General features: G+C 69.9%; 10 protein-coding genes. 6 read left to right on the forward strand and 4 right to left on the reverse strand.

The window, feature by feature from the left end:
• The first annotated feature begins 172 nt into the window (after window positions 1–172).
• Both KCH48_RS15055 and KCH48_RS15060 read left to right on the forward strand, forming a co-directional pair.
• On the forward strand, window positions 173–1,459 hold the full coding sequence (locus KCH48_RS15055; RefSeq protein ID WP_210574383.1) for a PQQ-binding-like beta-propeller repeat protein: 1,287 nt from the start codon (window positions 173–175) through the stop codon (window positions 1,457–1,459).
• 62 nt (window positions 1,460–1,521) lie between these two features.
• Window positions 1,522–1,971, forward strand: coding sequence for a DNA-binding protein (locus KCH48_RS15060; protein WP_210574385.1), 450 nt, complete (start codon window positions 1,522–1,524; stop codon window positions 1,969–1,971).
• Between the two features lie 13 nt (window positions 1,972–1,984).
• Here KCH48_RS15060 and KCH48_RS15065 read toward each other — a convergent pair whose 3' ends face one another.
• Both KCH48_RS15065 and KCH48_RS15070 read right to left on the reverse strand, forming a co-directional pair.
• Window positions 1,985–2,644 carry a response regulator transcription factor gene (locus KCH48_RS15065; RefSeq protein WP_210574387.1) on the reverse strand — a complete coding sequence of 220 codons (660 nt, stop codon included), beginning with the start codon at window positions 2,642–2,644 and terminating at the stop codon, window positions 1,985–1,987.
• Complete coding sequence (locus tag KCH48_RS15070) at window positions 2,641–3,834, reverse strand: sensor histidine kinase (RefSeq protein ID WP_210574389.1); 1,194 nt, start codon at window positions 3,832–3,834, stop codon at window positions 2,641–2,643. Before KCH48_RS15070 ends, KCH48_RS15065 begins: the two co-directional genes overlap by 4 nt.
• Window positions 3,835–3,967: 133 nt before the next feature.
• On the opposite strand from KCH48_RS15070, the gene KCH48_RS15075 reads away from it, so the two are divergent.
• The 3 genes from KCH48_RS15075 to KCH48_RS15085 all read left to right on the forward strand — a co-directional run bounded on the left by KCH48_RS15075 (window position 3,968) and on the right by KCH48_RS15085 (window position 7,294).
• A complete protein-coding gene (locus tag KCH48_RS15075) occupies window positions 3,968–4,882 on the forward strand; it encodes an ABC transporter ATP-binding protein (protein WP_210574395.1) in 915 nt (304 codons plus the stop codon).
• Complete coding sequence (locus tag KCH48_RS15080; RefSeq protein ID WP_210574397.1) at window positions 4,879–5,697, forward strand: ABC transporter permease; 819 nt, start codon at window positions 4,879–4,881, stop codon at window positions 5,695–5,697. The genes KCH48_RS15075 and KCH48_RS15080 overlap by 4 nt, the downstream gene beginning before the upstream one ends.
• A 100-nt stretch (window positions 5,698–5,797) precedes the next feature.
• Entirely contained in the window at window positions 5,798–7,294 is a 1,497-nt protein-coding gene (locus KCH48_RS15085) for an alpha/beta hydrolase (RefSeq protein WP_210574404.1), read from the forward strand.
• 71 nt (window positions 7,295–7,365) lie between these two features.
• Here the strand turns inward: KCH48_RS15085 and KCH48_RS15090 are convergent, their stop codons facing one another.
• Entirely contained in the window at window positions 7,366–8,502 is a 1,137-nt protein-coding gene (locus KCH48_RS15090; protein WP_210574406.1) for an abortive phage infection protein, read from the reverse strand.
• 164 nt (window positions 8,503–8,666) lie between these two features.
• The gene (locus KCH48_RS15095) at window positions 8,667–9,386 is read right to left on the reverse strand and encodes a FadR/GntR family transcriptional regulator (protein ID WP_210574408.1); all 720 of its coding nucleotides are present in this window, start codon (window positions 9,384–9,386) and stop codon (window positions 8,667–8,669) included.
• A 235-nt stretch (window positions 9,387–9,621) separates the two neighbouring features.
• On the opposite strand from KCH48_RS15095, the gene KCH48_RS15100 reads away from it, so the two are divergent.
• Window positions 9,622–11,247, forward strand: a complete 1,626-nt coding sequence (locus KCH48_RS15100; RefSeq protein WP_210574410.1) for an ABC transporter substrate-binding protein — start codon at window positions 9,622–9,624, stop codon at window positions 11,245–11,247.
• The last annotated feature ends 14 nt before the right edge of the window (window positions 11,248–11,261 follow it).

The raw sequence follows: 11,261 nt of genomic DNA on the forward strand, positions 1-11,261 counted from the left end.
GCGCATGACACATGCGTCTCATAGGGCCCTCGCTTCCGTGAGGTGGCGCACCGTGGGGTGGTGCGCCGAATGCGGAGATACTGTGTCTGTCCTGTGACGGGAGGGGTCCCGTTCCGTCCGTGGTCGAATCTGCGCACATCAGCAGTGCAGGTCACGGAACGCGGAGAGTCGGATGAGAAGTCGAAGTCCGGTACGTGCAGGTGTCATCGGCCTGGCTGCGGTGGCTCTGTTGGTCTCGTGCACCGGAGGCTCGACGGAGGGCGGCGGCAGTCCTGCGGGCTCCGGCTCGCCCACCCGGAAAGCCCTCGACCTCAGCGGCGATCCACGGGCCGCGGCGCCCTCGGCGTTCGACAGCAAGGCGGCCCATGTCCTGCCGACCGGCCCGGTGGATACCCCCAGCGTCGCTTTGTACGGGCGTGCGGCCTGGCATGCGCACGCGTCCGGCGTGACGATGTACAACCTGGCCACGGGCAAGGCCGTCACCACCATCCCAACCCAGAACACGCCGACGTACGATCTGCCGGCGCCACGCGAACTGAGCAAGAAGCAGGCCGGCATGATCGCCGGGCGCGTGCGGGCCCCTACGTCGGCGCAGATCGGCGGTGCACCGGCCATGCTCGCCGTCGTGCCGGTCCAACTCGCCAAGAAAGGCAAGGGTTCGGCCCAGGCCGGGTTCGAGGTGATCGCCGCCCGCGCGGACAACGGCAAGCTGATCTGGCGGCTTCCCGTGGACATCCATGGCGAACCGGACGGCAAGCTCGGCGCGCTCCAGATGGGGATCGGGGACGGCGTTGCGGCCGTCACCTGGACGGCGGACGACTACATGACAGGCACCTTCGCGGTCGCCCTGGACGGCAAGCCCCGCCTGCTGTGGCAGCGTCCGGACTTCTGGAAGATCGGTGGATCCAGCGACGCCCTGGTGGGGTTCGGCGATGACGCGGCCCAGGCGTTCCCGTTGACCGGTGTCGCCACGACCGACGGCAGTGACCTGTGGTCCAAGAAGATGCCGCAAGGTACCGTCGCGTCGATCGACGGCACACCCTTCGCCAAGTTCGAGGAGGACGGCAGCAAGCAGGCGCAGCTGATCGACATCGCGACCGGCGAATTCGTCCTGTCCAAGCGTGCCGGCCTGACCAGCGGCATGGATTGCGGTCAGGGCGAAGGCGGCACCGTTGTGCTGTGCGCCTCGAAGCAGGACGGGGCACTCGCGATGGACAAAGCCGGCAAGATCTTGTGGCGCCGGGCGGCGGGGAACGGCCCCGACGACTGGAACGCCACCGTGGAAGCCGAGTTCAAGGATCGGTTCTACGCCAAGGGCAAGGACGGAACGTTCGTCGTCGACGGGCGCACCGGACGAACAGTCGCCGCCGACGCGGGAGTTGTCCCCGATCGCGTCAATCCCTATGCCGCGCTGGTCTTCACCGACGCCGGCGCAGAGGTCCACCTCGCCAAGCGTTGAAGTGAACAGGTTGTTTACAACGTCTAGTTGACATCGAGTCGTGCGCATCTCATGCTCATCTCATGCCTTCGACTCCTGATCAGCCGGCCGATCCCTTCACGCCTCCGCAGCCGGAGCAGGCGCGGGCACACCGCGTCTACGCGTCCCTGTTCCGCATCGCCGAACGCCACGCGGCCACGGACAAGCAGCGCCACCGGCAGGTTCACCCCTCGGTCCTCGGGCCGCACGAGGCCGTCAGGCTTGTGTCGTTCCTGCTCAGCGGCGCCGCACAGCCCGATGACGGCGAACCGGAGGTGGACCACGCCGATATCACCGCCGCATTGAGTCTCGTCCCACTGGTTCGCGGGGAGATGGACGAGTTGGAAACCGGACTTCTCCAGATGGCCCGGGGCCGCGGCATGACCTGGCAGGAGATCGCTTTCGGACTCGGGCTCGGCACTCCGCAAGCCGCCAGGCAGCGATACGAACGACTGGCCAGCCGCACCACAGCCGACGCGGACGGCTCGGAGTAGCGAGAGCCCGTGCCTAACTCACCGACACCAGGCCCGCCTCGTACGCGATGATCACCAGCTGGACCCGGTCCCGTGCGTCCAGCTTGGTCAGCAGGCGGGTCATGTAGGTCTTGGCTGTCGCCACGCTGATGCACAGCTCCGCGGCGATCTCCGTGTTGGACAGGCCCGTGCCGACGAGGGTGAGGACCTCGCGTTCGCGGTCCGTGATGGCCTTCAAGTCGCGGCGGGAGCCGGGCGGTTGGGGGCGGGAGGCGAAGTCGCGGATGAGGCGGCGGGTGACGCTGGGGGCGATGAGGGCGTCTCCGGCGGCGACGACGCGTACGGCCGCGATGATGTCGTCCAGGGCCATGTCCTTGACGAGGAAGCCGGACGCGCCGGCGCGCAGGGCGCCGTAGACGTGATCGTCGTCGTCGAAGGTGGTGAGGACGACGACCCGGGTGTCGGGCACGTCGCGGGTGATGTGGTCCGTGGCCTCGATGCCGCCCATGCCGGGCATCCGGATGTCCATCACCACGACGTCCGGGGCGAGTTCGGCGACGAGCCGCACCGCCTCCTCCCCCGTCGCCGCCTCCCCGACGACCTCCACGTCGTCGAGTTCGGCCAGCACCATGCTCAGTGCCGTGCGGATCAGCTGCTGGTCGTCGGCGAGGACCACCCGGACCGGGGCGGTCATCGGACCACCACCGGCACCGGCAGCCTTGCCGCCACCCGGAAGCCGCCCTCGGGGCGCGGTGCCGCCGTGAACTCGCCGTGGAGCAGGGCGACGCGCTCTCTCATGCCCGCAAGCCCGAAGCCCGTGTCGGTCGAATTGCCGCTGCCCCGGCCCTCGTCGGTGATCTCCAGGGCCAGTTCGTCGTCGGCGCGGTAGTCGAGCGTGACCCGGCACGCGCGCGTGCCCGCATGCCGTACGACATTGGTGACCGACTCCTGGACGATGCGGAAGGCCGACAGGTCGATGTCCGGGGGCAGGGCTCGGGGGTCGCCGACGCGGCGCACCTCGACCTGGACGCCCGCCGCCGTCGTCGTGGCCGCGAGCCGGTCCACGTCGGCGAGACCGGCCGGGGTCATGCTCTCCCCCTCGTCCGCCGCCCGCAGCGCGACCAGCATGCGCCGCAGGCCCGCCAGCGTCTCCCGCCCCTCGTTCTCCACCGCCCGCATCGCCTCCAGGGCCGCCTCCGGACGGGCCGTCGCCACGCGGGCCGCCGCTCCGGCCTGGAGGGCGATGATGCCGATGCTGTGGGCGACCGTGTCGTGCATCTCGCGGGCGATGCGCAGGCGTTCCGCGGTGACGACCTGCGCGGCGTGCTCGGCCACGAGCCGTTCGGCGTGGACGCGGGCCTGGTGGGAGGAGTTGCCGAGCAGCCAGGCGATCACGGCGACCATGGCCACGGTGAGCTCGGCCGAGGTGCCAACGGTCCAGCCGCTCAGCAGGCGCACGGTCAGCCAGCCGGCCAGCGTGCCCAGTGCCATGGCCAGGGCGATCACGGCAGTCCGCCGGGCCTGCGACGCCGCGATGAAGTACAAGGCGACGGTGGGCGCGAGGAACTGGGCCATCGGTATCTCGCCCCCTCCCAGCGCGGTCGTCGCCAAGCCCGCGGCCGTCAGCAGGCAGGCGAGAGCGGCGAGCGGTTTCCGGGACAGCAGGCGGCCGCCGTTCAGGGCCAGCGCTGTGGCCAGCACGAGGGTCACCAGCCCCTCCCAGCGGTACAGCTGGGCCGCGGGCCACTCCTCAGGCTCGATCTCGCCGGGCAGGCGCACGCGCGCGAGGCGGGTGAACAGCTCCCCCGCGCACCACGCGAGCGCCACCCAGACGCCCGGCGGTATGCGTTTGTGCAGGGGCGGCGGCGGTTCGGTGGCGGGCATGACGTGATCGTAGAGCGGGCTCTATGAGCTGGTCATCGGCCCGGAGATGTACAACCACGGTCGACATCGGGTGCGTACGAGTGTCAGCGGGCGGCCGATGTGCCGCACCGGCCGGCCGCGCGACCGTGTTCCCGTGATCGAAGTCAACGAACTGACCAAGAGATACGGCGGCACGACCGCCGTCCGCGACCTGTCCTTCTCCGTCCGTCCCGGCCGCGTCACCGGCTTCCTCGGTCCGAACGGCGCGGGCAAGACCACGACCCTGCGGATGCTGCTGGGCCTCGTGGAGCCGAGCGGCGGCACCGCCACCGTCGACGGCCACGCCTTCCGCCGCCACCGCCGTGGACTGCGGCACGTCGGCGCGCTCCTGGACGCCGGCGATGTGCACGGCGGACGCAGTGCGCGGGCGCATCTGGGGGCACTGGCCCGGAGCAATCGCATCCCCGCGCGCCGGGTGGACGAGGTGCTGGCGGAGGTGGGGCTCGGTGATGCCGCCGCCCGGCGCCGGGTCGGCGGGTTCTCGCTGGGCATGAAGCAGCGGCTCGGCATCGCGACCGCGCTGCTCGGCGAGCCGCCGGTGCTGGTCTTCGACGAGCCCCTCAACGGGCTTGATCCGGAAGGGGTGTTGTGGGTGCGGGGACTGTTCCGGAGGCTGGCGGCCGAGGGGCGTACGGTCTTCGTCTCCAGCCACCTCATGTCAGAGATGGAGCACACTGCCGACGACCTGATCGTCATCGGACGGGGCGAGCTGATCGCCGCCGAGAGCCTCGCCGAGTTCTCCGCGCGGGGGACGGCGCCGACGGTGACCGTGCGGTCTCCGGACGCGGGGGCGCTGGCCGGCGTACTGGCGTCTCAGGGTGCGGCGGTGGCGCCGTACGACGAGGAGACGCTCCAGGTGGCGGGGCTCAGCACCGAGCGGATCGGCGAGCTCGCCTTCGAACACCATTTCCTGGTCAGGGAGTTGACCACACGCGCCGCCTCCCTGGAAGCGGCCTTCATGGAACTGACCGCCGACAGCGCCGAGTACACCGCCGGAGACCCACGATGACCGACGCCCGCTTCACCGACCTCCTGGCCGCCGAGTGGCTCAAACTCCGCTCCCTGCGCTCCACTTACTGGGCACTCGGCCTCGGCACGCTGACCGTCCTCGGCTTCAACGCGAACGCCGCCCGGGACCACTACGTCAACTACCCGTACATGCCCGCCGACATGAAGGCGGACTACGTGGAGTGGGCGCTGCGGGACGCGTTCACCGCCGGGGCCGCGCTGATCCTGATCCTGGTGTGCGCGAGCGTCGGCGCGATCACGGTCGTCGGCGAGTACGCGACCGGGCTGATCCGTACGACGTTCGCGGCCGTTCCCGACCGGCGGGCGCTGATGGCGGCGAAGGTGACGGTGGTGGCGGGGGCGATGACCGGCTACGGGGCCGTGGTCGTCGGCACGTCGTACGCCGCCACGCAGGGCATCCTCTCCGGCCGGGGCGCGGACGTCCCGGTCAGTCACCCGGGCGTGCTGTCGCTGCTGCTGGCCTCCGCCCTGCTCGCCCCCGTCTCCGCGCTGGTCGGCATGGGGCTGGGCGCGGTGATCCGGCACGGGGCCACGACGACAGGCGCCATCACCGTCGTCCTGCTGCTCCTGCCGACCTTCATCACCGACCGCTACGCCTGGACGGCGGCCGTCCGCAACGCGCTGCCCGTCAACGCCTGGACCCGGCTGGTCGATGTGACGTACGGGGAGTCGGCGATCCGGCTCTATCCGCCGCACTATCCGACGACGGTGACGGGGAGCTGGGTGGTGTTCGCGGCGTGGGCGGCGGTGGCGGCCGTGGTCGCGGTGGTGGTCGTGGACCGGCGGGATGTGTGAGTCGGGGGTGACCCTGACGTGGGCACTGGGGTAATCCCCCGTGCGAAGTGGGTTGTTGCCCGGATGTGAGGGACGGTCGGGCTCCGCGAGGCTCGTACCCATGAAGCCGATGACCAAGAGCCTCGCCCTGATCGCCGCCGCCTCCGGAATCGTGTTCGGTGTCGTGACGCCTCTCACCGCGTCCGCCACGAGCGGCCCCGCGCCAAAGTCGCCGAAGTCGCTGAAGTGGACGAAGTGCGAGGGCACCGGCCTCGATCCACGACAGCAGTGCGCGACAGTCGAGGTACCGATGGACTACGCCGACCCGGACGGGCCGACGATCGACGTCGCCGTCTCCCGTATCCCGAGCGAGAAGCCGTCCGCCCGCCGGGGCGCCTTACTGCTGATCCCCGGCGGACCCGGCGGCTCCAGCCTGAACAACCCGTCGGGCAAGGGCCAGCAATTGCCGCAGAAGGTGCGCGACGCCTACGACCTGATCGGGTTCGCCCCGCGCGGGCTGGCCCCGTCCACCTCCGTCGACTGCGGCCTCGAACGCCGCGATCTCGCCCTCACGGCGACCCGGCCCTGGCCCGCCCCCGACGGCTCCATCACGGAGAACCTGGTCACCGCGAAGCGCATGTCGGACGCCTGCGCCCGCAATGGCGGCGAGCTGATCCAGCACCTCAGCTCCGTCAACGAGGCCCGCGACCTCGACCGCATCCGGGCCGCGCTCGGCGAGCGGAAGATCTCCGCGTGGGGTGTCTCCTACGGCACCTATGTCGGCTCGATCTACAACGAGCTGTTCCCGCACCGCACCGACCGCATCGTGCTGGACAGCAACGACAACCCCGACCCCGTCAGGGTCCAGCGCGCCTGGCTGGCCGCGTTCGAGCGGGGCGTCGAGGACGTGTTCCCCGAGTTCGCCAAGTGGGCTTCCGCGCCCGGCAATCCGCACCGGCTCGCCGAGACCCCGGCGAAGGTCCGGGCGGACTTCCTCAGCCTGACCGCCCGCCTCGACCGCGAGCCCATCCCCTGGCCCGGCGCCAACCCGCCCGTGCTGAACGGCAACGAGCTACGTCAGGCGATGCTGAGCGCGATGTACGACACGGACGACTTTCCCGGCCTCGCCCAGCTGATCCTGGCCGCCCGGAAGGGGACCGTGCCGCCCGCGCCGCCGTCCCCGCCCGAGGAGGCACTTCAGAACCTCTCCGCTGTCGCCATCGGGACCATCTGCAACGACGCCGACTGGCCGGCCTCCGCCGACGCCTACCGGGACGATGTGGCGAAGAGCCGGGCCGAGCACCCGCTGACCGCGGGCATGCCCCGGAACGCGATGATCTGCGCCGCATGGCCCTACGAACAGCGCGAGGCGCCGGTCCGGATCACCGACCGCGGCCCGTCCAACGTCCTCCTCGTCCAGAACGAACGCGATGTGGCGACCCCACTCACCGGCGCCCTGAAACTCCGCGCGGCGCTCGGCAAGCGAGCAGTCATGGTCGTCAACGACGCCACCGGCCACGGCGCGTATCTGGACGACGGCACGGCGTGCGGCGACGAGATCGCGTCCCGCTTCCTGGCGACCGGAGAGCGTCCGCGAAAGGACACGTACTGCAACTAGGCAGCGGTACAACCACGCCCCGATAGGGGCGCGGGGAACTGCGCGACCAGCCACAACGGCGCCGCACACGCTCACGACCGATCCCGGCACCCCCAGCGCCGCGCAATCGCCCTGAACGCCTCCTTCCGCTCCCAGTGCCAGTCAGACTCCGGATCCCCCGGACGATCCTTGATCGGCTTCGTAATGGCATAGCTCGCCATGTCGATGTCATAGCGAGGATCGTCCACCCGGTGCTCGGAGTCCGCGGTGACGAACTCGAAGACCATCGCCGCATACAGCCCCATCGACTCAAAGACGTCCAGCAGCTCGACCAGATAGTCGGCCTGCGTACGCTCACTCCGAACCGGGTTCCCCTTGATCTCCGGCGGAGTCTTGTAGTGGTCGACGATGTTCCAGCCCATACCGCCCGCCTCGGGGGCGCCGACGAACGTGCACGTCCCGAACTCGGTGATGGCGAGGGGCTTGCCCCAGCGGAGGTAGCGCTTCAACTCCCGTACGTAGTCGGCGCGGTCGGGGTGGGACGAGTAGTAGTCGATGCCGACGACGTCGAACAGGTTCCAGTCGACCTTGTCGTCCTGCGCGGCGGCGTAGGAGAGGCGGCCGCGGAAGACGGAGCGGCCGACCGCGGCGGCTTTGGCGATGAAGGCGTCGAGACGGCGCTGCATCCGCGCATAGTCGACCGTGCCGTTCAGGAGGTTCTCGATGCGGTCGAGAACCGTCTCGCCGGGCACGATCCCCGGCACGAACAGCCAGAACTCGCACCCCACGCTGAAGTCGACGCCCGCGCCCTGCCGGCGCAGCCGCTCCGCGTGCCGGCCGGTCTCCGCGATGTGGTCGAGGATGTCCCGCTCGGGGGCGTCGCCGAGGGTGGGCTGCAGCCAGACGCGCAGTCCGGCTTCGGCGGCCTCGGTGGCGGTGGTGTTGAGGCGTTCGACGCCGTCGCCTGTGACGTCGACGGTGTCGGCGTGCAGGTCGTCGCGGATGACCCGGATGTCCCTGCGCATGCGGGCGGTGCTGAAGGCCGTACCGGGCGTCTCCCCCGCGCCGACGGTGTAGACGACACCCCGGTGCCGCAGCCCGCGACGGCCCCCCGTCGCCTCCGTCGCCTGTGCACCGGTCGCCGGCAGCATCGCCGCCCCCGCGACTCCGGCGGCCACGGCCCCGGCCAGGAACCGCGCCCTGCTGATCCCGTTCTTGGTGTTCTCCATGCCCTCACTGTGGCGAGCGGGGGCTTGTCCAGGCTGTCGCCCGAAGGTCTATGGCACGGCAACCAAGGTATGAGGTTCTGCGCGGATCACATCCAGACGCTTCCGTGGCACGAACACTGTCCACGGGGGCGCCGCACAGGGGACGGCGCCCCCCACCGCCCGGCTCACCGCGCCCCGGTGGGCCCCGCCGGCGCCGCCGCCCGCGCCTCGATCCCCTGGAAGTGGACGGCCATCGCACGCTGCGCGCCCTCGACGTCGCGGGCGCGCAGGGCGGTGACGATGTCGCGGTGGCGGCTGACGGTGAGTTCCGGTGCGGGTTCGTTGGGGCGGCCGAGCGCGCCGGCCACGCGGCGGAAGACGGTCCAGAAGGCGCCGAGCAGCTGCGGCACGAGCGCGTTGCCGAGCGAGGCGTAGAGCAACTCGTGGAATTCGCGGTCGAGTTCAGCGAAGGGCGTACCCGCCCGGCCCGCGGCCTCCATGCGGTCCACGACCGACTCGAGGCGGTCCAGGTCGGCGTCGCTGAGCAGCGGCGTCACCCGCCGGATCAGCCCTTCCTCCAGCACTTCGCGCACCTGCAGGATGTCGGCGAGCGCGTCGGCGTCGCCCTCGTGCCGGGCCAGTGTGCGGAACGTCAGCCCGTCGATCAGCGGGGTCAGGGAGGCCTGTCCGACGTAGGTGCCGAAGCCGTGGCGGATCTCCACGATGTCGAGCGCCTGGAGCGCCTTGAGGGCTTCGCGGACGGAGTTGCGGCTGACGCCGAGGTCGGCCATCAGCTCGGTCTCGGTGGGCAGCGGCGCACCGACCCGGAGCTTGCGGTCGAGGATCAGCTGTACGACCTCGCGCTGTATCCGGCTGTTCCTGGGCTCCGAGGACATGCGCCGCATCGTACGCGCCCGGGACGTCCCACGTCCCACGTCTGACCGGTGACGGTTCGTCAACATCGGCACGCGACAGCGCCATTGGTCCGACCTCTGGCATATACGCCATTCGTGTGCGTTCCCTTGACCGCCCTCACAGCCCCTCCTATGGTCGCGCTGACTGCAGGACGTAGGACGTCGTATCTCCTCATATCTTCCGCCCGTCCTCTCGTATCCCCACCCTGATCTCGCTGGAGGAACCGTGCGCGACGTGACCGACGACGTGCCGGCGCTGCATCGCCGGTCGTTCCTGAAGTACACCGGCGCGCTGGGAGCGTCCGCCGCCGTCACCGCGTCGCTGTCGGCCTGTTCGGCGGGCCCGGAGTCGACCAATGACACCGGCGGCAGCGGCAAGAACCGCACCCTGACCGCGGTCATCGGCTACGGCAACGACGGCAGCTGGGATCCCACGCAGACCGCGTCGGCGTTCTGCATGGCCGCCAACAACCACATCTACGAAGGGCTGCTCGACACCGACCCGATCTCCCGCGAGCCGTACGCGGCGCTCGCGACACAGGTGCCGGGCGACCCGAAAAGCACGTCCTGGAAGTTCACGCTGCGGGCGGGCGCCACCTTCCACGACGGCAAGCCGGTCACCGCCGACGACGTGGTGTTCGTCTTCGACCGGATCCTCGACCCGAAGACGCAGACCCTGGCCAAGGGGTTCTTCGCGAGCTGGCTGAAGGAAGTCCGGAAGATCGACGCGCAGAACGTCGAGCTGGTGCTCAAGTTCCCCTTCCCGGAAGGGATTTCGCGGCTCACCCTCGCCAAGATCATGCCGAAGCACGTGTTCTCGCAGCCGGGTGCCTTCGACGACGCGATCAGGGGCAAGGCGATCGGCTCGGGACCGTACCGGCAGACCGCGCACCACCCGAAGTCCAACACCACCTTCGAGGCGTACGTCGACTACAACGGCCCGCGCAAGGCCGCCTTCCAGAAGATGAACTGGCTGACGATCGTGGACGCCGCCCCGCGCGTCGCCCGGATCTCCGGCGCCAGCGCGGGCGCGCAGATCGCCGACAACATCCCGTACGCCAATATCGGCCAGCTCACGAGCGGCGGGCTCACGGTCGCGGGCGGGGCCGGGATGAACAACCTGTTCCTGATGTTCAACACCAAGCACAAGCCCTTCGACGACGTGCGGGTCAGGCAGGCGCTGCACTACGCCATCGACACCGAGAAGATGGTCGAGGTCGCGCTGAAGGGACACGGGAAACCGTCGTCGTCCTTCCTCAACGAGGGCAACCCGAGCTACCGGCGCGCGAAGACGGTCTACGACTACGACCCCGACAAGGCGAAGGCGCTGCTGAAGCAGGCCGGGGTCCGCGGGCTGAAGATCGACATCCTTGCGGTGAACGTGAGTTGGATCGTCGACTGCCTGCCGACCATCAAGGCGTCCTGGGACGCGATCGGCGTCAAGACGACCCTCAATCCGCAGGAGACCACGGCCGTCTTCACCAAGATGGACCAGAAGCAGGACTACCAGGTCGTCGCCGCCGCCTCGAACCCCAACCAGTTCGGCCTCGACGCCGACCTGATCATGCACTACAACTACGGGCCCACCAACCTGTGGATGGGGTACACGCGCTGGGCGGACAACTCGGTCGCCAAGAAGCTCTTCCAGGACATGGACGCGGCGACCCGGGAGCCGGACGCGGACCGGAAGAAGACGATGATCCAGGACTACATCGACGTCGTCGCCGAACAGGCCGTGCTCTACCCGGTCGTCCACAACGAGCTGATGACCGCCTGGGACCCCGCCGAACTCGCCGGGATAAGGGCCCAGCCGTACCCCGGAATCAACCTGCTTCAGGCCAAGTGGGTCTAGTCACCGACGTCGTA

This window comes from Streptomyces sp. GESEQ-4 (genome assembly GCF_017948455.1).
In the GTDB taxonomy this organism is placed as follows: Bacteria; Actinomycetota; Actinomycetes; order Streptomycetales; family Streptomycetaceae; genus Streptomyces.

What these genes read in the sequence shown, in the direction of transcription:
- KCH48_RS15055 (WP_210574383.1), top strand. Translation starts at nt 173, where the DNA reads ATGAGAAGTCGAAGTCCGGTACGTGCAGGTGTCATCGGCCTGGCTGCG.
- KCH48_RS15060 (WP_210574385.1), top strand. Translation starts at nt 1,522, where the DNA reads ATGCCTTCGACTCCTGATCAGCCGGCCGATCCCTTCACGCCTCCGCAG.
- KCH48_RS15065 (WP_210574387.1), bottom strand. Translation starts at nt 2,644, where the DNA reads ATGACCGCCCCGGTCCGGGTGGTCCTCGCCGACGACCAGCAGCTGATC.
- KCH48_RS15070 (WP_210574389.1), bottom strand. Translation starts at nt 3,834, where the DNA reads ATGCCCGCCACCGAACCGCCGCCGCCCCTGCACAAACGCATACCGCCG.
- KCH48_RS15080 (WP_210574397.1), top strand. Translation starts at nt 4,879, where the DNA reads ATGACCGACGCCCGCTTCACCGACCTCCTGGCCGCCGAGTGGCTCAAA.
- KCH48_RS15085 (WP_210574404.1), top strand. Translation starts at nt 5,798, where the DNA reads ATGAAGCCGATGACCAAGAGCCTCGCCCTGATCGCCGCCGCCTCCGGA.
- KCH48_RS15090 (WP_210574406.1), bottom strand. Translation starts at nt 8,502, where the DNA reads ATGGAGAACACCAAGAACGGGATCAGCAGGGCGCGGTTCCTGGCCGGG.
- KCH48_RS15095 (WP_210574408.1), bottom strand. Translation starts at nt 9,386, where the DNA reads ATGCGGCGCATGTCCTCGGAGCCCAGGAACAGCCGGATACAGCGCGAG.